This is a genomic window from Lactobacillus sp. HMSC08B12, assembly GCF_001808415.1.
Lineage (GTDB): Bacteria > Bacillota > Bacilli > Lactobacillales > Lactobacillaceae > Lactobacillus > Lactobacillus delbrueckii.
The window spans coordinates 1-21,203 of the sequence record NZ_KV793192.1 but is presented as its reverse complement, the minus strand read 5'-3'; the positions used below and the strand labels follow the sequence as shown (position 1 = coordinate 21,203).

The following is a 21,203-nucleotide window of genomic DNA, read 5'->3' as shown; positions in this document are numbered from 1 at the left end:
CATGGGCAGCGTCATCGCAGTCGCCAACCAGAAGGGCGGCGTTGGCAAAACCACGACGACCATCAATTTGGCCGCTTCCATTGCTAAAAGAGGCTACAAGGTATTGATTGTCGACATTGACCCGCAGGGCAATGCCACCTCAGGCTTGGGGATTGAGAAGTCGACCATCGAGTATGATATCTACAATGTTCTGATCGATGAAATCCCGATCGCCTCAGCCATCAAGCCGACTAGCAGCAAGAAGCTGGACATCCTGCCGGCCACGATCAATCTGGCCGGGGCGGAAACCGAGCTGATCAGCATGATGGCCCGGGAAACCCGCTTGAAGGGGGCCATTGAAGACTTGGGCGACAAGTACGACTTCGTCTTTATCGACTGTCCTCCTTCTTTGGGGCAGTTGTCCATCAATGCCTTTACGGCCAGCCAGTCGATTTTGATTCCGGTCCAAAGCGAATACTACGCTATGGAAGGATTGAGCCAGCTGCTCAACACCATCCGCTTAGTCCAGAAGCACTTTAACAAGGACCTGGGCGTGGAGGGGGTCTTGCTGACCATGCTGGATGCCCGGACCAACCTGGGGGCCGACGTGGTCCAGCAGGTCAAGGAATATTTCGGCGACCGGGTCTACAAGACGATCATTCCGCGGATCACCAAGCTGGCTGAAGCGCCAAGCTACGGGGAGGCAATCACGGAATACGCGCCAAGTTCGCGCGGAGCCAAGGTTTATGATGACTTAGCAAAAGAGGTGCTGAAGGCTCATGGCAAGAGACTCAAGAAATAAGAAACAGGAAAAGAAGAAGGGCGGCCTGGGCCGGGGCTTGGAGGCGCTTTTTGAAGAAGAACCCCAGGTAAAGCCGGCCGAAGAAATCGAAGACCTGCCTTTGGCAGAAGTCCGGCCCAACCCTTACCAGCCGCGGAAGAATTTTGATGAAAAGAAGCTGGCCGAACTGGCTGAATCCATCAAGGAAAACGGGGTCCTGCAGCCGATCATCGTCCGCCGGTCAGTCGGCGGCTATGAGATCATCGCCGGTGAGCGCCGCTGCCGGGCTTCCGAATTAGCCGGCCAGGCCACCATCCCGGCCATCATCCGCCAGTTTGATGAAAGCCAGATGATGGAAGTGGCCATCTTGGAAAACCTGCAGCGGGAAGACCTGACTCCTTTGGAAGAAGCCCAGGCTTATGAAATGCTGCAAAAGAACCTGGGCTTGACCCAGGAAGAGGTTTCCAAGAAGATGGGCAAGTCCCGCCCTTACATCACCAACTACCTCCGCCTGCTCACCCTGCCGCAGAAGACCAAGGGCCTTTTGCAAAGAGGGGAATTGTCCATGGGCCAGGCCAGAACCCTTCTGGGCTTAAAGGACAAGGACAGGATCGATGAACTGGCCAAGCGGGTGGTTAAGGAAGGGATGCCGGTCCGCAAGGTCGAGGCGCTGGTCGCCAAGATGAACGAGCGCGGGCAGAAGCAGAAGAAAAAGAATGCCGGCAAGTCAGCCTTCGTGCGGGCCAGCGAAAGCCAGCTGGCCGCCAAGTTCGGCTCGCCGGTAAGCATTACGGAAAACAAGACGGGGAAGGGGCACTTGTCAATTGACTTTGCTTCCCCGGATGAACTGAACCGGATTCTGGATTTGTTAGGTGTGAATCTCGATGACTAAAAACATTACTTTTGACTTGGCGGACACGGTTGAAATGAAGAAGCCCCACGCTTGCCAGACCAACAACTGGGAGGTCCTGCGCCTGGGCGCCGACATCCGCTTGAAATGCATGGGCTGCGGGCACGTGGTCATGATGCCGCGGGCTGATTTCAACAAGAAGGTCAAGAAGCTCCTGGCCAAGAGCAATGATCCCGTCAACTTGAAGAACGATTTTTACGTGGCCAAGGAAGACATTGCCCGGCCAAATTTCGGCTAGGCATTGACTAATCTGGCCAAAAGGCCAAGAATTAAACACGCAAGCAAGAAAAAACAAGAAAGAGGAATTACAAAATATGGCTTTAACTGCTGGTATCGTCGGTTTGCCAAACGTCGGCAAGTCAACTCTTTTTAACGCAATTACCAAGGCAGGCGCGGAAATGGCTAACTACCCATTCGCGACCATTGAACCGAACGTGGGGATGGTTGAAGTGCCGGACAAGCGCCTGGCCAGAATCCAGGAACTGATCCCGGCCAAGAAGGTTGTCCACACGACTTTTGAATTCACCGACATTGCCGGTTTGGTCAAGGGGGCTTCCAAGGGTGAAGGCCTGGGCAACAAGTTCCTGGAAAACATCCGCCAGACCGACGCTATCGTGCACGTGGTCCGGGCTTTTGACGATGAAAACATCACTTCCGTCTCCGGCAAGGTTGACCCGGAAGAAGACATCGACACCATCAACCTGGAACTGATCTACGCTGACCTGGACTCAGTTGACCGCCGGATCGGCAAGGTGCAGAAGATGGCCCAGCAAAAGGACAAGGAATCCATGGCTGAATACAATGTCCTGCAAAAGATCAAGCCAGTTCTGGAAGCCGGCGACCCGGTCCGGTCCATCAAGTTCACTGATGACGAAGCCAAGATCGTCAAGGGCCTCTTCCTCCTGACTTCCAAGCCGGTCATCTACGTGGCCAACATCGCGGAAGAATCCATGGCTGATCCGGAAAGCGACAAGTACTACCAAATCGTCAAGGCCCACGCCGACAAGGAAGGGGCTGGCTGCCTGGGCATCTCCGCGGCTATCGAAGAAGAAATTGCCGGCCTGGACGATGAAGAAAAGGCAGAAATGCTGGCGGCTGAAGGGGTTGAAGAATCCGGTTTGGACCGCTTGATCCGGGCTGCCTACCACCTGCTGGGCCTCAGAACCTTCTTTACGGCCGGGGGCAAGGAAACCCGGGCCTGGACCTTCCACCAGGGCATGAAGGCGCCGCAAGTCGCCGGGGTCATCCACTCCGACTTTGAACGGGGCTTCATCCGGGCCGAAGTCGTTTCCTTCGAAGACCTGGACAAGTACGAAAGCATGCAGAAGATCAAGGAAGCCGGCAGAGTCCGCCTGGAAGGCAAGGAATACGAAGTCCAGGACGGCGACATCATCGAATTTAGATTTAACGTATAAGGCAGGAGACAGAAGTGAGCGAAGAAAAGCAAGTTAAGAACGCTTCTCAAGCCGAGCTGCAAAAGCAGGGGCAGGCAGAAGCCAAGACGGAAAGCATCAAGCAGGAGAACCCGGAAGAACTCCGGGGGAAATTGTCCAACAAGAACAAGGACTACATCTACCGCTTGAAGAAGGAACTGGTTGCCGGCGGCATGAGCGAAGGCGACGCTGACGCCCAGATCGACGGCCTTTTGCCGGAAATCTACGACGCCCAGATCAAGGGGCAGCCGGCCAACGTTTTGTTTGGCGCCGCGCCTAAGCTGAAGGCCAGCCAGATCCTGCACCCGGTTGTTAAGCCGGAAAGGGTGCCGGACAAGCTGGTAGCCCTGGACGGGGCCCTCTTCTACACGGCCATGCTGACGGTTCTGTTTGGGGTCTTGCAATTGTTCACGGACAACAGCAAGTCCACTTCCTCCGGCTCCGGGATCCTGACCTTGATCGTGATGGGTCTGGCCATGGGCTGGTACTTCACCAAATACAACACCTGGATGCAGCCTAACCCGAAGACCGGCAAGCCGGCCTGGGGCAAGGTGATCTGGGGCCTTCTGGGGTCACTTTTGATCATCATGCTGATCGTCTTTGTCCTCTCAATTCCGGCCCTGTCCGTCATCAACCCGGTTCTGCCAGGCTGGGCTGACATCCTGGTGGCCGCAGCCGCTTACGGGATTCGCTGGCTGGTTCGCCGTCACTACGGGATTGAAGGGACTTCTCTCAGCCCGGACAAGCTGACCATGAAGAAAAAGTAAATCAATAGCGTGCTTTTTAATCCTAATGGGTGTAAAATAAGCTGATAAGTATAAAAAAACAAATAGATGCTCAGCATCTATTTGTTTTTGTTTGACGATTTTTTTATAAAAAGCGATGAGCAGTAAAGAGGGAGGTCATTAATGCTTAAAACTTTATTGAAGTCCGTCCGCCAGTACAAAAAAGAGACGCTCTTGTCTCCTTTGTGCGTGGTCGTCGAGGTCTTCATTGAAATGTATATCCCATATATCATGGGGCTCTTGATTGACAACGGGATCAACAAGGGGGACATGGACTACGTGCGCAAGATGGGTCTGTTCACCATCCTGCTGACTCTGGTCTCCCTGGTCCTGGGGGCCAGTGCCAGCTACTTCTCAGCCCACGCGGCAGCCGGCTTTACCGCCAACCTCCGCCAGGACATGTTCTACCACATACAGGACTTTTCATTTGAAAACATTGACAAGTTCTCCAGCGCCAGTCTGGTGACCCGGCTGACGACCGACGCCAACAACATCCAGCAGGCCTACCAGATGAGCATCAGAATGGCCGTCCGGGCCCCGTTCATGATGATCATTTCCCTGTTCATGGCAGTTTCAATCAGCTGGAGACTGACACTGATCTTCCTCGTGGCTGTTCCGGTTTTGGCTCTGGCCATGATCTTGATCATTAAGAATGCCCGGCCATACTTCCCGAGAATCTTCCGGGCCTATGACGAACTGAACCGGAAGGTCCGGGAAAACATCCGCGGGATCCGGGAAGTCAAGACCTATGTCCATGAAGAAGAGCAGATCGAGAACTTTAAAAAGTCCACCAGCAAGATCTACAAGCTCTTCAGACGGGCCATGTTCATCATGGCCTTCAACGGACCGGTCATGACCATGATGATCGACGCTGTCATGCTGGCCCTGTCCTGGTTTGGGGCAAAACTGATCGTGGGCCATCAACTGGCAACCGGCCAGCTGGTTTCCATGTTCTCTTACACCATGTCCATCTTGATGTCCTTGATGATCCTGTCCATGATCTTCACCCAGCTGATGATGGCTCAGTCAAGCGGGCGCCGGGTGGCTGACGTCTTGACGGCCAAGCCAACTATTGTCAACCCGGCCAAGTCACCTTTGACCAGCGTGACCAACGGGGAAGTCGTTTTTGACCACGTTGACTTCAAGTACAACAAGGAAGATGCCCACTATGCCTTAAAGGACATTGACCTGCGGATCAAGTCCGGGGAAACTTTGGGGATTATCGGGGAAACCGGGTCTTCCAAGTCAACCTTGATTTCCATGATTCCTCGCCTTTACGACGTGACCGGCGGGGCAGTCAGAGTCGGCGGCCACAACGTGCGCTCTTACGACCTTAAGACCCTGCGCGACAACGTGGCGGTCGTTTTGCAAAAGAACGTCCTCTTCACCGGCACTATCAAGGACAACCTCAAGTGGGGGAATGAAAAGGCCAGCGACGAAGAAATCGTCTGGGCAGCCAAGATTGCCCAGGCTGACGGCTTTATCCGGGAAATGCCGGACGGCTATGACACCATGGTCGAACAAGGCGGCAACAATGTTTCCGGGGGGCAAAAGCAGCGGATCACGATCGCTCGGGCCCTGTTGAAGAAGCCGAAGATCCTGATCCTGGACGACTCCACCAGTGCCGTCGACACCAAGACTGAACGGGAAATCCGGGAAGCCTTGAAGCGGGACCTGCCGGAAACGACCAAGATCATCATTTCCCAGCGGATCGTCTCCATCAAGGATGCCGACCGGATCGTGGTCATGAACCACGGGAAGATCGAAGACGTCGGAACCCACGATGAATTGATCAAGCGCAACGACTTGTACTCATCCATCGCCAAGTTCCAAGAAGAAAACAGCAAGTAGGTGATAATCGATGACTAAAAAACAAGCTCAGCAACCATCACAAATGCAGACCTTGACCCGCCTGCTGAAATACGTCTACCGGGTTAGCCCGGCGGCTTTGATCGTTTCCCTGGTCTCCGTGATCATCAGCGCGGCGGCTTCCGTTGTCGGCTCCTTGTTCATTGAACAGGTTATCGACCGCTACATCACGCCCATGCTCAAGCAAAAGAGCCCGGACTTTGGCCCCTTGGCTCACGCTGTTTTGCTCATGGCCGGCGTTTACGCCATCGGTCTGGTCGCCAACTACCTTTTCACCTTGCTGATGATGGTCTTGTCCCAGCAGGTGCAAAAGCAAATCAGAAATGAAATGTTTACCCACATGCAGCGGCTGCCGATCGCCTTTTTTGACCAGAACGAATACGGCGACATCATGTCCCGCTACACTAACGACATCGACACCTTGATGCAGATGATCTCCCAGGCCCTGCCGATGTTCGCTAACTCTGTCTTTTCAGTAGTCTTCGTTTTGGCGGGGATGTTCTACCTCAGCTGGCAATTGACCCTGGTTTCCCTGGTAGTGGTTCTCCTGTCCTTAGGCGTTGTCCGCTACTTGACCGGCAAGTCCAGCTACTACTTTGACCAGCAGCAGAAGACTGTGGGGACGGTCAACGGCTACAACGAAGAAATGCTTAACGGCTTGAAGGTCATCAAGGTCTTCTCCCATGAACCGGAAGCCAAGGCCGACTTTGACCGCTACAATGACCAGCTGCGGATTGCCTCAAGCAAGGCCAACACCTATGCCACCATCTTGTTCCCAATCATGGGCAATATCGGCAACCTGCTCTATGTCTTGATCGCCTTGATCGGCGGGGCGGCAATCTTAGCCGGCAACATTCCGCTGACCTTGGGGGCTCTGGCTTCCTTCATGCAGCTGTCCAAGGCCTTCATCATGCCGATCGCCCAGATTTCCCAGCAGCTGAACGCCATCGTTCTGGCTATTGCCGGGGCCCGGCGGATTTTCCAGGTCCTGGATGAAAAAGTTGAAGTCGACGACGGCCAGGTAACTATCGAAGAAAAGCCGGGCGTCAAGAATGCCTGGCAGTGGAAGCTGCCGACCGAAAACGGCTTTAAGTACGTGCCAGTCAAGGGTCACATCGTTTTTGACCACGTCAGCTTCGGCTATGTACCAGGCAAGCAGATCCTGCACGACATTTCCCTTGAAGCCAAGCCTGGCATGAAGGTGGCCCTGGTCGGGGAAACGGGGGCCGGGAAGACTACCATTTCCAGCATGATCAACCGCTTCTATGAAATTAATTCCGGAACGATCACTTACGACGGGATCGATATCAAGGACATCAAGAAGGATGACCTCCGCAAGTCTGTCTCCATCGTCTTGCAGGAAACTCACATGTTTACCGGCAACATCATGGAAAACATCCGCTTCGGCCGGCCTGACGCTTCAGATGACGACGTCTACCAGGCAGCCCGCCTGGCCCGGGCCGATGAGTTCATCCATGACCTGGATGATGGCTATGAAACGGTGATCGACGGGGGCGGCAGCGACCTCTCCCAGGGGCAGCTGCAGCTGCTCTCCATTGCCCGGGCCATGATCGCTGACAAGCCGGTCATGATCCTGGACGAAGCCACCAGTTCCATCGACACCCGGACTGAGCGCCTGGTGCAAGCCGGGATGGACAACCTTTTGGCTGGCCGGACCAGCTTCGTCATTGCCCACCGTCTGTCCACCATCGTCAACTCCGACTTGATCATAGTCCTGGACCACGGCCGGATCCTGGAAGCCGGCAACCACGACCAGCTTCTGGCCAAGCAGGGCTACTACTACGAGCTCTACACCGGCAAAAAAGAAATCCAATAAGAGCGAATCTTATGTTTTGCTAAAATCCAAGTCAGAGCGTACGTCAAAGTACGCTCTTTTTGGTATATTGGTTAAAATAAAAGGTACAATACAGGATAGATAAGTTTGGAATAGAAGAGGTTTTGCAAATGAAAATTCTCGTTGTCGATGATGACCACGAAATCGTGGAACTCTTAAGCATTTATTTGAAGAACGAAGGCTATGAGCCGATTGCCGCCTACAATGGCAAGGAAGCTTTGACCAAGCTCTCAACCACGCCAGATATCGCCTTGATGATTCTGGACGTGATGATGCCGAACCTGTCAGGCATCGATGTGGTCAAGGAAGTTCGCAAGGATTCTGACATTCCGATCATCATCGTCAGCGCCAAGACCGGCGACATGGATAAGATCCAGGGCTTGATCACCGGGGCCGACGACTACGTTTCCAAGCCTTTCAACCCCCTGGAAGTCATGGCCCGGGTTCGGTCCCTTTTGCGCCGCAGCCGGAAGCAGGTCAAGGAAGAGCAGCCTGACGTTTTGGAAGTCGGGCCTTTGATCATCAACAAGGACTCCCATGAGGTCAAGACGGTTGAAGGCAAGGAAATCCAACTGACAGCCCTGGAATTCGGCATTCTTTACCTTTTGGCTAGCCACCCCAACCGGGTCTTCTCAGCTGATGAGATCTTCGAGCGGGTTTGGCAGCAAGAGTCCATTGTCAGCGCCAAGACGGTCATGGTTCACGTTTCCCACTTGCGGGACAAGATCCAGAAGGCCACCGACGGCGAAGAAGTCATCAAGACTGTGTGGGGTGTAGGTTACAAGGTTGAAGCCTAAGCAAGACAAAGAAAAACAAGTCGTCCAGGGCAAGCGGCCCCGGGTCAAGCTGACCGCGGCTGAGAAGAGCGAGCTTTTTGCCGAAGGCGTGGTGACGGTCATCATCATGCTGCTCTTGAACATGTCCGTCATCATCCTCTACCATTTGGCGGTCCTGCAGGACAAGAGCCTGGTCAACGGCATTTATTTTTTGAAAAAAACCATGACGATCGGACCGGGCTACCATATCTGGTCCTGGGAAAGAATCGGGATCATTTTGATGGGGATCGCTGACGTCATCGTCTTGTACTGGCGCTTAATCCGCCGCTACCACCAAATGCAGCTGCGGCACATCATTTCCGAATTGCACTATATTGCTAACGGCCACTTTGACCACCGGATTTCCTTCAGCGTCAACAACGACATGCAGAAGGTGATCGATTCGATCAACTCCCTGGTCGACTCAACCGTGGGGGCGATCAATGAAGAAAAGGCGATCGAGCAGTCGAAAGACGAACTGATCACCAATGTTTCCCACGATATCCGGACCCCTTTGACCAGCATCATCGGCTACCTGGGCCTGCTGAAGAACGGGGCCGTGACCAGCCAGGAGGACATGCTCAAGTACATCAATATCGCCTATGACAAGGCTGAGCAGATGAAGTCCCTGGCCAATGACCTTTTCGAGTACACCACCTTGAAGTCGACCAAGACCAAGCTGAACGTGACCCCGATCAATATCAAGGGCATGATGGAGCAGGTGGCGGCCGGCTTTGAGCTGGAAGCGGAGAAGAAGGGCATTGCCTTTAGCGTCAAGGCCCGGCCGGATGACTTAATCGTCAACGCCGACGTGGAAAAGCTGATCCGGGTCTACAACAACTTGATCTCCAATGCCTTAAAGTACGCGGCTGGGGCCAGCCGGATCAACCTGGTGGCCAACCTGATCAACCACGAGCAGGTTGAGCTGCGGGTTGAGAATAACGGGGAACCGATTCCCAAGGACAAATTGAAGAAGATTTTTGACCGCTTCTACCGGGTGGAAAGCTCGCGCAATACCAAGACTGGGGGCACGGGCTTAGGCCTGTCCATCGTCCAGGGGGGCGTCGAGCTGCACGGGGGGACGATCCGCTGTGAATCAAACAAGGATTGGACCAGTTTCATCATTCTCTTGCCCCGGGATCCCCAGGCAAATCTTAGACCTGTGGTATAATTTGAACTGAAACTTAATTGACAGTGAGGAGTAAAAATGAACATCTCATTAAACACTTGTATTTTAATCTTAAAAGAACACCACCTGCTCAAGTCTAGTGCCGTCCAGGACACTGTCCAGACCAGAATGGAGGCTGTTTCTTATGACTCACGCGATGTCCAGAACAACAGCCTCTTCTTCTGCAAGGGGGCGGGCTTCCGGCCAACCTACCTGACCATGGCCAAGGAAAACGGGGCAATTGCCTACGTGGCTGAGCAGCCATACCCGGAAGGCACGGGGATGCACGCCTTGATCGTCCGCAACGTGTCCAAGGCGATGGCCCTTTTGTCAGCTGCCTTCTACCGCTTCCCGCAAGACGACCTCTTCCTGGTTGGCTTTACCGGGACCAAGGGCAAGACCACTTCCGCCTACTTCTTAAAGGGGATGCTGGACCAGCTCAACGGTGGCCGGACTGCTCTTTTGTCCTCAGTCGACAACATCCTCGGGCCGGCTCCGGAAGACACCTTCAAGTCCAGCCTGACCACGCCGGAATCACTGGACTTGTTCAGAGACATGCGGCGGGCAGTTGACAACGGCATGACCCACATGGTTATGGAAGTGTCATCCCAAGCCTACAAGAAGAACCGGGTCTTTGGCCTGACCTACGACCTGGGCTTCTTCCTGAACATCACCCCGGACCACATCGGGGTCAACGAGCACCCGAACTTTGAGGACTACCTCCACTGCAAGCTGCAGCTTTTGGTTAACTCCCGCAAGTGCATCATCAACGCGGAAACCGACCGTTTCGCTGATGTTTACGCGGCAGCAACGACCACGACCAACCCGGACAGCATCTACCTGTTTGCCCGGGACGGCTTTGAAAATCCGGATCTGAAGAAGCCGATCGACTTCCGCTACAAGTCCGTGGAAACTGACCTGGCTGAAACCAAGTTCACCTTGACTACGGCTTCAAGCAAGGCCCACAAGCTGCCAATCTCTGGTGAATACACTCTGCAGATGATCGGCGACTTCAACGAAACCAACGCTACCGGCGCCATCATCGGGGCTGGCCTGGCCGGGATGAGCTATGAAGACTGCGCCAAGGGGATCCGGCACGTGACCATCCCAGGCCGGATGGAAACCGTCACGACCCAAAAGCACGGCTTGATTGTGGTAGACTATGCCCACAACAAGGCCTCCATGCTGGCCTTGATGCGGTTCATGCGCCGGGAATTCACCAACCCCCGGGTTATCGTCGTGGTCGGCGCGCCTGGGGACAAGGGAATTTCCCGCCGGCCGGGCTTCAGTGAAAGCTTGACGGCGGAAGCTGACAAGGCCTACCTGACCACGGACGACCCTGGCTTTGAAAATGCCCAGGACATCTGCGAGGAAATCGATGCCGGGATCGACCACTCCAAGTGTGAAACGGTTATCGAACTGGACCGGGAGAAGGCCATCAAGGAAGCCATTTCCGAAGCTGGCCCGAACGACGTGGTCCTGCTCTGCGGCAAGGGGGCTGACGCCTTCCAGAAGATCCGCGGGGTAGACACCCCATATGCCGGCGATATTGTTATCGCCCGGCAGGTGGTCCAGGAATTAGAAAAGTAAGGATTGATATTTAGTGAAGCATTTCTTTAGCATTATTGGCGGGATGGGGACCATTGCGACCGAAAGCTATGTCCGCTTGATCAACCACCGGGTCAAGATCAGCAAGGACCAGGACTACTTGAACTACATCCTGGTCAATGATGCCCAGGTGCCAGACCGGACGGCCTACATCAAGGACCACAGCCAGCCGAATTTTTTCAATGCGCTTAAAGAAGATGTTTTAGGCCAGGCCAAGCTGGGGCCGGACTTCATGGTCATGCCCTGCAACACGGCCCACTACTTTTATGACGACCTGGCGGCCTTGACCGACATTCCCTTCCTGCACATGATGCGGATTGCCGTGCACCAATATGTCGACCAGTTCCCAAACAGTCCCAAGATCGGCTTGATCGCGACTGAAGGGTCAATTTACGACCACCTTTATGAAGACGAGATCCACCGGGTGGGACGGGAAGTCGAATTCGGCGGTCCCGAGATCCAGCCGATGGTGACGGAATTGATCTACCGGGACATCAAGGAGAAGGGGATCGTCGACAAGGAGCTCTACCATGAGATCCTCCGCAAGATGCACGACGAATATGGCTGCGACGTGATCCTGCTGGGCTGCACGGAACTTTCCTTAGCCCAGGAGCAGGCGCCGGACCACCCCTACCAGGTTATCGACCCCCAGTCGATCATCGCTGACGTGTCGATCGAACTGGCTCTGGCGATCAGGAACGGGCAAGATCCCCGCCAGGCCTGCCAGAAATATCTATATGACTAAATAAAAGAGCAGGGTTTCCTGGTCTTTTTTGCTTGCCTGGCTAATTTTAAGTATGTTTTGGTCAAAAAAAGTCAATTTTTTAGGAAAATCGCTCATTTTTGATGGAAAATGATTGCTTTTGACTGAGAAAGCCTTCACAATAGATAACGAGGTAAGATAAAGATGCTGACGGAAGAGCGGCAACAAATGATTGCCCATTATGTAGACGAACATCAGATTTGCCGCGTAACGGAACTTTGCCGCTTGACCTCGACATCCGAGTCGACGATCAGACGCGATCTGAGTGAAATGGAAGACCGGGGCCTGCTTAAACGGGTCCACGGCGGAGCGCAGAGCCTGCAGACTTTTGGCCAGGATGTGGCCCAGCAGATCCGCTTCAATCTGAACAAGGATGACAAGCTGGCTATTGCCCGCCTGGCCGCCAGGAAGGTCCACCCGCACGACTATCTCTTTTTAGACGCGGGGACGACCATTTATGAAATGGTTCCCTTTTTAAAAGAGATCAGCGGCCTGCACGTGGTGACCAACGGGCTGGAAACGGCCCTGGCCTTGACTGACGCTGGAATTGACTGCTGCCTTTTAGGCGGCCATGTCAAGCGGCAGACCCACGCGGCCATTGGCGCGGCCACTGTCTCCCGCCTGCAGGAGCTGAACTTCAACGCGGCTTTCATTGGGGCCAACGCCCTGAGCCCGGCCGGCTTTTTAACCACGCCGGACACTGAGGAAGCTGCCGTGAAAAGGACGGCTATCCAGCAAAGCCAGCAGGCTTTCGTTTTAATCGACCGCAGCAAATTTAACGCGGTAACTTTTGCCGAATTCGCCAAGACCGACCAGGTGACCATCATCAGCCGCCTGGAGGCTGGCGACCGGGAGAAATTGCCAGTAAATATTCAACTTGAGGAGGCTAAATAATGATTTACACCGTGACTGTCAACCCAGCTTTGGACTACGTTCTGCAACTGCCAGAAGTCAAGGACGGGGAGACCAACCGGTCAAGCGACACCCAGTTCTTAGCTGGGGGCAAGGGGATCAACGTTTCCCAGATTCTTAACCAATTAGGCGTGGACAACACTGCCTGGGGCTTTGTCGGCGGCTTTACCGGCGAAGAATTGATCCGCCAATTGAACGTCAAGAAGATCAGCAGCGACTTCGTAAGAATCAGCGACGACACCCGGGTGAACGTTAAGATCCACGCCCAGGAAGAAACTGAAATCAACGCGGCTGGCCCGGACATTACCGACCAGGAAGTCGCAGCCTTCAAGTCCCGCCTGGACGACCTGGAAGCAGGTGATGTCGTTGTTTTGAGCGGCAGCCTGGCTCCAAGCCTGCCAACTGACTTCTACGAAAGCCTTTTGCCGCTGATCCGGGAAAAGGGGGCGGAATTCGTCGTTGACACGACTGGCGAAGCCCTGCTGCGTACTTTGAAGTTCAATCCATTGGTTATCAAGCCAAACCACCACGAACTGGCTGACCTCTTTGACACCAGCTTCTCATCAACTGCCGACATGCTGGAAGCAGCCAAGAAGCTGCAGAAGCTGGGTGCGCAAAACGTCATGATCTCCATGGCTGGCGAAGGTGCTTACCTGGTAACTGCTGACCACGTCTACCACGCCAACGCGGCCACGGGCACGGCGGTCAACTCAGTTGGCGCCGGGGACTCCATGATTGCCGGTTTCGTCGGCACCTGGTTTGAAAAGCACGACGCGGCTGAAGGCCTCCGGGTCGGCAGCGCCTGCGGCGGGGCAACGGCTTTCACTGAAGACATCGCGATCAAGAGTCAAATCGACGCCGTATTGCCGCAAATCAAGATTGACGTCGTTGAATAAAGGGAATAAGAAGTAACAGAGTATTTTTTAGTAACTGAGGAAAACGAGATGCGGATTAAAGATATTTTGAACCCAGAGTCCATGATTATGGATTTGCAGGCTACCACCAAGGATGAGGCCATCAACGAAATGGCCGACTTGGAAGTAGCTACGGGTATCGTCAACAACAAGGAAAAGTTCGTTGAATCTATCTGGGCCCGGGAAAAGGAATCCACTACCGGGATCGGCGGCGGGATTGCCATGCCTCACGCCAGAAACGAATACATTAACAAGGCCCGGGTGCTTTTTGCCAAGAGTGAAAAGGGCGTGGACTACGACTCATTAGACCAGCAGCCAGTCCACCTCTTCTTCATGATCACTGCCCCAGCCGGTGCGGACAACACCCACTTGCAAGCCCTGGCTAAGCTGAGCAGCCTCTTGATCAACCCTGACCTGGTTGAAAAGCTGAAGGCAGCTAAGACGGCTGACGAAGTTATCGACCTCTTCAGCCAGGCAGAAGCTGACAAGGACAAGGAAGACGCTGAACGCGAAGCCAAGCTGGCCGCTAAGAAGGAAGCGGAAGCTAAGGCAGCTAGTGACGAAAAGCCATTGATCGTCGGCGTTACTGCCTGCATCAACGGGATCGCCCACACTTACATGGCTGAAGAAGCCCTGATCAAGGCCGGTGAAAAGCGCGGCGTTGAAGTCCGGATTGAAACCAACGGTTCAGAAGGCGTTAAGCACGAACTGACTGCTGACGAAATCAAGCGGGCTAAGGGTGTTATCATCGCTTCCGACAAGCAGGTCAAGATGGCCCGCTTTGACGGCAAGCAACTGGTCAAGCACCCGGTTGTTGACGGGATCAACAAGCCAGACCAACTGATTGACGAGATCCTGTCCGGCAAGGGCAGCGTTTACCATGCAGAAGCTGGTGAAGCCAGTGAAAGCTCAGCTGCAAGCGACGGCAGCGTATGGTCAACCATCTACCGGCACTTGATGAGCGGTATTTCCCACATGCTTCCGTTCGTTATCGGTGGCGGTATCTTGATGGCCATCTCCTTCCTGGTTGAACAATACATGGGTGGCGCCAAGAGCCCGGCCTTCATCTTCTTGAACAGTGCTGGTAACCTGGCCTTCGCCTTCATGGTTCCGGTTCTGGCCGGCTACATCGCTGAATCAATCGGTGACCTGCCAGCCTTGATGCCAGGTTTCGTCGGTGGTTTCATGGCCTCAATCGCCAACTCTTCCTTGGGTGGCTCTTACGCTGTTAACGCCAACGCCAAGGCTGCTTCACCAGCCGGCTTCCTGGGCGGGATTGCCATCGGTTTCATCGCCGGTTACCTGATCTTGGGCCTCAAGAAGCTCTTCGCTAAGCTGCCGAAGAACGTTGAAGGTATGAAGCCAATGTTGCTCTACCCAATCTTTGGTCTGCTCTTCGTAGCCTTGATCATGTACTACATCATCAACCCGGTCTTCGGTGCCTTGAACGGGGTTATCACCAACTTCTTGAACGGCATGGGCACTGGCAACCTGGTTCTCTTGACCACGATCCTGGCCGGCATGATGAGTATCGACATGGGTGGTCCTTTCAACAAGGCCGCTTACGTCTTCGCTTCAGGTGCCTTCGCCAACGACCCGACTTCCAAGACCTCAGCTATCTTGATGGCTGCCGTTATGGTTGGTGGTATGGTAGCACCATTCGCGACTGCTATCGCGACTACTTTCTTCAAGAACAAGTTTACTGAAGATGAACGCCGGGCCGGTGTTTCCAACTGGATCCTGGGCTTCTCCTTCATCACTGAAGGGGCTATTCCATTTGCCAGTGCTGACCCGCTGCACGTTATCGTTTCATCAATCGTCGGCAGTGCTGTCGGCGGGGCCCTGGTAGGTCTGTGGCACGTCGGCGTGCCAGCACCTCACGGTGGTTTCTGGGTTATTGCTTTGTCCAGCAACTGGCTGGGCTACCTGGGCGCCGTAGCTGTCGGCTCAATCGTGGCTGCTTTGATGATGGGCTTCTGGAAGAAACCAATTGACCAAAAGAACTAATTTTCTCAAATAAAAGAATTCGGATTTTTTCCGAGTTCTTTTTTCTTTTAGGTAAAAATCGCTTCTTTCGTGTAATAGTCAGTAGAGAGACTAAGCAAAGGAGCAATCTTATGGAACGAATATGGACAAATTGGTACCTGGCCAGTGAAGGAGTTGAAAATGACGCCGTCGTGCAATCGGCCCAGGCAGCTGAGCAGCTAATCAATCCGGACTATGACCACACCCGGCAGCTTTCTGATCAGAATTTGGCTGGGGTGCGCGAGCTGAACGGCTTGCTGGTCAGCTATAACCAGCTGGGGGTGGCCCAGGCAGCGACTTTGACGCAGGAACAGTTGGTGAATGCGGAAAATCTATTAGCAGGCGCGGCGGGTGAGTGGCTAGTCGATCAAGCGGTCAAGTCCGTCGCGGCGGCAGTTTTTCATAATGTGATTCTGCCCTGCAAATATGATAGAAATCGGCCAGTTGGCGACAACCAAATTGATAATTTGGTGATTACCAGTACCGGCATTTATTGTATTGAAGTCAAGGTGCGCAAAATTGCGGGGAAGCTTTTCGACTTTAACCGGCTGGGCCGGGGCATTTATGATCAGATTAGCTACCACAAGGAGGCGTTGACGCAAGTCCTGCAGCCAATGGGGATCAGTCCCAATTTTATTAAGACGATTGTGGTGGTGATCAACCGGCTGGGGAATGATGACTTCAAGCTGAAGAACCAGGAGGATCTGCAGCGGGCTGGTTCGCAGGTGGTCAAGCTGTCGGTCTTAAACCTGTTTTTGAGCAATGACGGGTTCGCCTTGCTGAATCAGCAGCAGATCCGGGCAATTGAGCAGGCGATTCAAAGCCAGCGCCTGCCTGATCGGCGGACCTATCCAGCCAATGTCCGTTTTAAGTTGACGCAGGCGCATCTGGATAAAGCCAGACAGATCAGCCAGGCTGTCAGGCTTGGAATTCCGCTTGCGCAGAACGTGACGTATCATGGGCGGTTAAATGATTATCCGCTCACAGGCTTGACCGGAAAGCAGCAGAATATGTTGTGGCTGATCGTGGGCCGGCTTTATGGTTTCGGGTGCGGCATGCTCCAGCTGACCCGAAGTGAGTTGCGGACTGGGGCTGGCTATGGCGGGCGTGATTTTTTGCGGCTGGATCAGCAGTTAAGCGAATTGGCTGAGTTCATGCAACAGAGCAAGCTTTTTCAAAAGGCTAAGTATGAAGATAAGAAATTGACGGTCAGCGTTAGCAAGAAATACTCATTCCTGTTTAACGGCTGCACGAAGGACTTCACCTGCTGGAATTATCAATTGCTGCGCCGAATCAGCCTGAACAACGCCAAGACTTTGTTCCGCAAGCTACTGCAAGTTTCAGCAGCTGGCTGCTACCAGGTGTCCTTTGAGCAGCTGCGGGAGATTCTGGCAGTGCCGGATAGCTATTCGAATTATGAGGTAATGAGGAATAAGATTAATCCTGCTGTACTTCAACTGGTACCATTTTTTGGCAATTTGAGCTACGAAGTGGTCAAGAGCGGCAAAGCGAATAAAATTGTTGGGATAACTTTCACTTTTGATAAGTTTTCGCCGGAGGAACTGTTGACCTTAAGAGAATGGCACAAATATTCAACCAATATTTCTGCTAATTCGCATTTGTCTCTAACCGAGCAACTGAAAGCTGAGAAAATTTTAGAAAAGAATTTCGGAGATTGTTTGAAGTAGGTGTTCTATTTTTTTAGGTTCATGTGGTTCAGTAAAAACTGGGGTTAAAATTATTGAAAAAGGCCGTGGCTCAGTAAAAAGCGGGGTTAAAATTATTGAAAAAGGCCGTGGTTCAGTAAAAAGCGGGGCTAAAATTATTAAAAAAGGTCGTGGTTCAGTAAAAAGCGGGGCTCGAAAAACGAAAAAGGGCTGTGGTTCAGTAAAAAACGGGGCTCGAAGCGATGAACTATCCCCCTTTTTACCGTAGCCATGGCCAAATTTCGCAAACTCATCCCCTTTTTTACCGCAGCCACGTCCAAATCCCGCAAAACTATCCCCGTTTTTACCGTAGCCACAGCCAAATCCCGCAAAACCATCCCCGTTTTTACCGCAGCCAGGGCCAAATCTCGCAAACTCATCCCCGTTTTTACCGTAGCCACATCCAAATCCCGCAAAACTGTCCCCATTTTTACCATAGCCACAGCCAAACTCCCGCAAAACCATCCCCATTTTTACCGTAGCCACATCCAAATCCCGCAAAACTATCCCCATTTTTACCGCAGCCACATCCAAACTCCCGCACCGCCCCCCGTGAGCCAGTAATTTTGCAAGGAGGGCGAAATTTTGGTATTCTATAACGTTAAAGATCTTTTAGCGAAAAAGTAGTTAGGAAGGAAGAAAAAAATGATTAAATTGCTTGCAACTGACATGGACGGAACTTGGCTCAACTCCAAGAAGGAGTACGACCTGGACAAGTTCAAGCAAATCATGGACCTAGCCAGGGAAAAGGGGGTCAAGTTCGTCATCGCTAGCGGCAACCAGTATGAAAACCTGGTTACCCGTTTTCCAAAAGAATACCTCAGCCAGCTCTACTTCGTGGCTGAAAACGGGGCCTATGTCTTGAAGGGGCGGGAAATCCTCAACATCGTAGACTTAAACAGCGATGAACTGGCCACGATCCACGAGATCAAGGAAAAGTACGGCCAGGACCACCCGACTGTCTTGGCCGGAGTGAATAGCGCCTACACCTTGCAGAGCTACGGGGAAGAGTTTTACAACTACCTCCACCTTTTTTACCAGGAACTGAAAGCCGTGGACGACTACGAAAGCGTCAAGGACCGGATCTTCAAGTTCACTGTGGCGACCGGGGAAGGGGAATCATCAGCCTTTGCCCAGCAGCTCAAGCGGGAATTCCCGAGCCTGGACATGGTGGCCGGCAGCGACTCAGCCGTTGACATCAGCAAGCTGGGCATGAACAAGGCGGTAGGCCTCAAGCTTTTGGGCAAGCGCTACGGGATCCCGGCTGACGAAATGGTGGCCTTCGGCGACGGGGGCAACGACGTGGCCATGCTCCAATACGTGGGCCAGAGCTACGCGACAGCTACGGCTTTGCCGGAAGCCAAGCGGGCGGCTAACGGGATCATCGGCTCAAGCGATGAAAGTGCAGTCCAGGACAAGGTCCTGGACTTGCTGAAGAAGATATAGAGAGACTGAGACTAGAGGTAAGTAAATGAGTAAAGCTTTGCAGGTCGTGGACTTGAGCATGAAGTTCGACGACCAGGAGATTTTTAAAAAGCTCAATTTCAGCTTGGAGACCGGGTCCATGACGGCTCTTTTGGGCCCTAACGGGGCCGGGAAGACCACCCTGGTCAGAATACTGATAGGGATGCTGAGCCCCAGTCACGGCTATTTTGAGCTGGCTGACGACGTAAAGGTGGGCTATGTGCCCCAGTTCCGCAATATCGACCCGGACTATCCCTTGTCGATCAAGTCTTTTATCGAATTAAACACGCCTTTTTGGAAGAGCCAGAAGGTTAAGGACCAGGTCAACCATATTTTGCAGGAGACCCACTTGAAGGGCCTGGCGGACACCAGGATGGGGGAGGCTTCCGGCGGGCAGAAGCAGCGGGCCTACCTGGCCCAGGCCCTCTTGGACCAGCCGAACTTCATCATTTTGGATGAAGCCACGGCCAGCCTGGACCCTAAAGCCAAGGAAGAATTGATGAGCCTGATCGCCCACCTCAACCATGAACACAAGATGACGGTCTTGTTCGTCACCCACGACATTCCTTTGGCCAAGCGCTATATGAAGGACTATCTTTACTTAAGCGACGGGACGGTCAGCCAGGGGAAGATGGAAGATTTTAAGGAGAGTTTCAACTGATGTTTGTCTACGAATTCATGCGCAATGCTTTTTGGGCGGCCACCTTTATCGCGATTACCTGCGGGGTGGTGGGCGTCTATGTCGTGGCCCGCAATTTCAGTTTCCTGGCCCACACCCTGTCGGAAATCGGCTTTGCCGGGGCGGCTTTTGCCATTTTGATGGGACTGAAGCCTTTGACGGGGATGCTGATTTTTGCCCTCCTGGGTTCAATCGGGGTCGGGGAATTGTCCATGCAGACTGAGCAGAAGGAGTCGTCGATTTCCGCGATTTCCGCCTTCTTCGTCGGCCTGGGGATCCTCTTTTTGTCCCTGTCCAGCTCAGCCAGCAGCTACGCGACCAACATTTTGTTCGGATCCATTATCGGGGTGTCCAGATCCAGCGTCTATCAGCTGGTCGGCCTGTCAGTGGTTGTCTTATTGATCATTTTTGCCATCCAGCGGCCCCTAAACTATGATTCCTTTGACCATATCGGGGCAGCGGCCCACCACATCAATACCGGCTTTGTCGGGGTGGTCTTCCTGGTGGCTTTGGCCATGGCGGTTTCCATCGGCTCCCAGGTGGTCGGGTCCATGCTGGTCTTTGTCCTTTTGACCATGCCGTCATCAACGGCCCGTTATTTGGGCAAGTCGATTCCGAGCATGCTGGCCTGGTCGGTCGGCCTGGCCCTGTTGGGGGTCTGGGCCGGGCTGTGCCTGGGCTACATCACCAACTGGCCGGTAACCTTTTTCATTTCGGTAATTGAGGTAACGGCTTACCTGCTGGTTTACTTCACCCAAGCCAGAAAGAAGCGGGCGTAGTCAAATATGGAATTTCAGGAGCTCTTGAGCTCCTTTTCTTTTGCCTAAAATTGTATTTTCCTATGCAATACTGGGCTTGAGAGCATTTTTTGCCAGTTAAGCATACAGAGTTCTTATCAAAAAGGGGGAAGTAAAAATGATCTACTGCGCTAACTGCGGCGCCAAAAACCAGGCCAATGCTACTTTCTGCGCCAATTGCGGGGCAAAGTTAGTTAAGCCGGCACAATCAAGCCAGCCAACTCAGCAAGTTCAACCCGTTAAGCCAGCTAAAACAGGCAAAAGGCGGGCCGACCTCAAGCAGGTCCGGAAGTGGAAGAAGCAAATCTTGATCGCCGCGGCTGTCTTGCTGGTCCTTTTGGCCGGCTACGGCTATGGCAAGGCATACTATGCCAAGGATAAGCAAATCGTGCAGCCTCTCCAGGAATACTACAAGGCCAACCCAGACCAAGGCCAACAGCGAAGATGCTGAAGACCTTCTCCAGGACATTTGGGATGACAATGACAGCGAAGACTGGGTCAACGGCAGCAGCAATACCGGCTACCTCAGCATCAAGAAGCTGCACGACAACTGGGACGACTCTGACTCAGTCGCTAATTACAACGAAGTCGTCAGCGTCCTGTCTACCAGCCTGGCCGGCAGCGGCAAGACTTACGTCAACTACACGGTCACCCACAAGCTCTCTTACACCGGTGACAAGGATGACACCAGCGTGACTGACACTTACCAAAACGGTTGTGACTGTTAAAAAGTATTAATT

At 53.3% G+C, this 21,203-nt stretch carries 21 protein-coding genes; 20 read left to right on the top strand and 1 reads right to left on the bottom strand.

What is annotated here, in order from left to right; genetic code table 11:
* Position 1 precedes the first annotated feature (1 nt).
* The 15 genes from HMPREF3168_RS07335 to HMPREF3168_RS07260 all read left to right on the top strand — a co-directional run bounded on the left by HMPREF3168_RS07335 (position 2) and on the right by HMPREF3168_RS07260 (position 17,505).
* Positions 2–781, top strand: coding sequence for a ParA family protein (locus HMPREF3168_RS07335; RefSeq protein WP_002879524.1), 780 nt, complete (start codon positions 2–4; stop codon positions 779–781).
* Complete coding sequence (locus HMPREF3168_RS07330; protein WP_050952966.1) at positions 759–1,652, top strand: ParB/RepB/Spo0J family partition protein; 894 nt, start codon at positions 759–761, stop codon at positions 1,650–1,652. Before HMPREF3168_RS07335 ends, HMPREF3168_RS07330 begins: the two co-directional genes overlap by 23 nt.
* Positions 1,645–1,908, top strand: a complete 264-nt coding sequence (locus tag HMPREF3168_RS07325; protein ID WP_050952965.1) for a DUF951 domain-containing protein — start codon at positions 1,645–1,647, stop codon at positions 1,906–1,908. The genes HMPREF3168_RS07330 and HMPREF3168_RS07325 overlap by 8 nt, the downstream gene beginning before the upstream one ends.
* A gap of 76 nt (positions 1,909–1,984) precedes the next feature.
* The gene (gene ychF, locus HMPREF3168_RS07320; protein WP_070489426.1) at positions 1,985–3,085 is read left to right on the top strand and encodes a redox-regulated ATPase YchF; all 1,101 of its coding nucleotides are present in this window, start codon (positions 1,985–1,987) and stop codon (positions 3,083–3,085) included.
* Positions 3,086–3,099: 14 nt separating this feature from the next.
* Positions 3,100–3,870 (top strand): DUF1129 domain-containing protein, encoded by a 771-nt coding sequence (locus tag HMPREF3168_RS07315; RefSeq protein ID WP_070489424.1) that lies wholly within the window; start codon positions 3,100–3,102, stop codon positions 3,868–3,870.
* Between the two features lie 141 nt (positions 3,871–4,011).
* Positions 4,012–5,739 carry an ABC transporter ATP-binding protein gene (locus HMPREF3168_RS07310; protein WP_070489422.1) on the top strand — a complete coding sequence of 576 codons (1,728 nt, stop codon included), beginning with the start codon at positions 4,012–4,014 and terminating at the stop codon, positions 5,737–5,739.
* A 10-nt stretch (positions 5,740–5,749) separates the two neighbouring features.
* Positions 5,750–7,594, top strand: a complete 1,845-nt coding sequence (locus tag HMPREF3168_RS07305; RefSeq protein ID WP_070489420.1) for an ABC transporter ATP-binding protein — start codon at positions 5,750–5,752, stop codon at positions 7,592–7,594.
* A gap of 128 nt (positions 7,595–7,722) precedes the next feature.
* A complete protein-coding gene (locus HMPREF3168_RS07300; protein WP_050952961.1) occupies positions 7,723–8,409 on the top strand; it encodes a response regulator transcription factor CroR in 687 nt (228 codons plus the stop codon).
* Positions 8,399–9,598: a sensor histidine kinase gene (locus tag HMPREF3168_RS07295; protein WP_070489418.1), complete on the top strand. Its 1,200-nt coding sequence runs from the start codon at positions 8,399–8,401 to the stop codon at positions 9,596–9,598. The genes HMPREF3168_RS07300 and HMPREF3168_RS07295 overlap by 11 nt, the downstream gene beginning before the upstream one ends.
* Positions 9,599–9,634: 36 nt before the next feature.
* Positions 9,635–11,185 carry a UDP-N-acetylmuramoyl-L-alanyl-D-glutamate--2,6-diaminopimelate ligase gene (locus HMPREF3168_RS07290; RefSeq protein WP_003613272.1) on the top strand — a complete coding sequence of 517 codons (1,551 nt, stop codon included), beginning with the start codon at positions 9,635–9,637 and terminating at the stop codon, positions 11,183–11,185.
* A 13-nt stretch (positions 11,186–11,198) separates the two neighbouring features.
* Positions 11,199–11,948, top strand: a complete 750-nt coding sequence (locus HMPREF3168_RS07285) for an aspartate/glutamate racemase family protein (protein WP_003613284.1) — start codon at positions 11,199–11,201, stop codon at positions 11,946–11,948.
* Positions 11,949–12,110: 162 nt separating this feature from the next.
* Positions 12,111–12,860 carry a DeoR/GlpR family DNA-binding transcription regulator gene (locus tag HMPREF3168_RS07275; protein WP_003613291.1) on the top strand — a complete coding sequence of 250 codons (750 nt, stop codon included), beginning with the start codon at positions 12,111–12,113 and terminating at the stop codon, positions 12,858–12,860.
* On the top strand, positions 12,860–13,774 hold the full coding sequence (gene pfkB / locus HMPREF3168_RS07270) for a 1-phosphofructokinase (RefSeq protein WP_003613184.1): 915 nt from the start codon (positions 12,860–12,862) through the stop codon (positions 13,772–13,774). The genes HMPREF3168_RS07275 and pfkB overlap by 1 nt, the downstream gene beginning before the upstream one ends.
* A 48-nt stretch (positions 13,775–13,822) precedes the next feature.
* Positions 13,823–15,799, top strand: a complete 1,977-nt coding sequence (locus tag HMPREF3168_RS07265; protein WP_070489416.1) for a PTS fructose transporter subunit IIABC — start codon at positions 13,823–13,825, stop codon at positions 15,797–15,799.
* A 110-nt stretch (positions 15,800–15,909) separates the two neighbouring features.
* A complete protein-coding gene (locus tag HMPREF3168_RS07260) occupies positions 15,910–17,505 on the top strand; it encodes an NERD domain-containing protein (protein WP_070489414.1) in 1,596 nt (531 codons plus the stop codon).
* Here HMPREF3168_RS07260 and HMPREF3168_RS10180 read toward each other — a convergent pair.
* Positions 17,473–18,051, bottom strand: a complete 579-nt coding sequence (locus HMPREF3168_RS10180; protein ID WP_148129886.1) for a hypothetical protein — start codon at positions 18,049–18,051, stop codon at positions 17,473–17,475. The genes HMPREF3168_RS07260 and HMPREF3168_RS10180 overlap by 33 nt on opposite strands.
* Before the next feature lie 117 nt (positions 18,052–18,168).
* Here HMPREF3168_RS10180 and HMPREF3168_RS07250 point away from each other — a divergent pair, with 117 nt between their 5' ends.
* The 5 genes from HMPREF3168_RS07250 (at position 18,169) to HMPREF3168_RS07230 (ending at position 21,191) form a co-directional block, all read left to right on the top strand.
* Positions 18,169–18,969 carry an HAD family hydrolase gene (locus HMPREF3168_RS07250; protein ID WP_070489409.1) on the top strand — a complete coding sequence of 267 codons (801 nt, stop codon included), beginning with the start codon at positions 18,169–18,171 and terminating at the stop codon, positions 18,967–18,969.
* Between the two features lie 25 nt (positions 18,970–18,994).
* On the top strand, positions 18,995–19,648 hold the full coding sequence (locus HMPREF3168_RS07245; protein WP_035171662.1) for a metal ABC transporter ATP-binding protein: 654 nt from the start codon (positions 18,995–18,997) through the stop codon (positions 19,646–19,648).
* Entirely contained in the window at positions 19,648–20,445 is a 798-nt protein-coding gene (locus HMPREF3168_RS07240) for a metal ABC transporter permease (RefSeq protein ID WP_070489408.1), read from the top strand. The genes HMPREF3168_RS07245 and HMPREF3168_RS07240 overlap by 1 nt, the downstream gene beginning before the upstream one ends.
* A 136-nt stretch (positions 20,446–20,581) precedes the next feature.
* Complete coding sequence (locus HMPREF3168_RS09920) at positions 20,582–20,914, top strand: zinc-ribbon domain-containing protein (protein ID WP_083289609.1); 333 nt, start codon at positions 20,582–20,584, stop codon at positions 20,912–20,914.
* Positions 20,832–21,191, top strand: coding sequence for a DUF3804 family protein (locus HMPREF3168_RS07230; RefSeq protein WP_070489406.1), 360 nt, complete (start codon positions 20,832–20,834; stop codon positions 21,189–21,191). The genes HMPREF3168_RS09920 and HMPREF3168_RS07230 overlap by 83 nt, the downstream gene beginning before the upstream one ends.
* The last annotated feature ends 12 nt before the right edge of the window (positions 21,192–21,203 follow it).

Bases quoted from the DNA above. Each gene is read 5' to 3' on its own strand.
- HMPREF3168_RS07335 (WP_002879524.1), top strand. From the start codon at position 2: ATGGGCAGCGTCATCGCAGTCGCCAACCAGAAGGGCGGCGTTGGCAAA.
- HMPREF3168_RS07330 (WP_050952966.1), top strand. From the start codon at position 759: ATGGCAAGAGACTCAAGAAATAAGAAACAGGAAAAGAAGAAGGGCGGC.
- HMPREF3168_RS07325 (WP_050952965.1), top strand. From the start codon at position 1,645: ATGACTAAAAACATTACTTTTGACTTGGCGGACACGGTTGAAATGAAG.
- ychF (WP_070489426.1), top strand. From the start codon at position 1,985: ATGGCTTTAACTGCTGGTATCGTCGGTTTGCCAAACGTCGGCAAGTCA.
- HMPREF3168_RS07310 (WP_070489422.1), top strand. From the start codon at position 4,012: ATGCTTAAAACTTTATTGAAGTCCGTCCGCCAGTACAAAAAAGAGACG.
- HMPREF3168_RS07305 (WP_070489420.1), top strand. From the start codon at position 5,750: ATGACTAAAAAACAAGCTCAGCAACCATCACAAATGCAGACCTTGACC.
- HMPREF3168_RS07300 (WP_050952961.1), top strand. From the start codon at position 7,723: ATGAAAATTCTCGTTGTCGATGATGACCACGAAATCGTGGAACTCTTA.
- HMPREF3168_RS07290 (WP_003613272.1), top strand. From the start codon at position 9,635: ATGAACATCTCATTAAACACTTGTATTTTAATCTTAAAAGAACACCAC.
- HMPREF3168_RS07275 (WP_003613291.1), top strand. From the start codon at position 12,111: ATGCTGACGGAAGAGCGGCAACAAATGATTGCCCATTATGTAGACGAA.
- pfkB (WP_003613184.1), top strand. From the start codon at position 12,860: ATGATTTACACCGTGACTGTCAACCCAGCTTTGGACTACGTTCTGCAA.
- HMPREF3168_RS07265 (WP_070489416.1), top strand. From the start codon at position 13,823: ATGCGGATTAAAGATATTTTGAACCCAGAGTCCATGATTATGGATTTG.
- HMPREF3168_RS07260 (WP_070489414.1), top strand. From the start codon at position 15,910: ATGGAACGAATATGGACAAATTGGTACCTGGCCAGTGAAGGAGTTGAA.
- HMPREF3168_RS07250 (WP_070489409.1), top strand. From the start codon at position 18,169: ATGATTAAATTGCTTGCAACTGACATGGACGGAACTTGGCTCAACTCC.
- HMPREF3168_RS07245 (WP_035171662.1), top strand. From the start codon at position 18,995: ATGAGTAAAGCTTTGCAGGTCGTGGACTTGAGCATGAAGTTCGACGAC.
- HMPREF3168_RS07240 (WP_070489408.1), top strand. From the start codon at position 19,648: ATGTTTGTCTACGAATTCATGCGCAATGCTTTTTGGGCGGCCACCTTT.
- HMPREF3168_RS09920 (WP_083289609.1), top strand. From the start codon at position 20,582: ATGATCTACTGCGCTAACTGCGGCGCCAAAAACCAGGCCAATGCTACT.
- HMPREF3168_RS07230 (WP_070489406.1), top strand. From the start codon at position 20,832: ATGCCAAGGATAAGCAAATCGTGCAGCCTCTCCAGGAATACTACAAGG.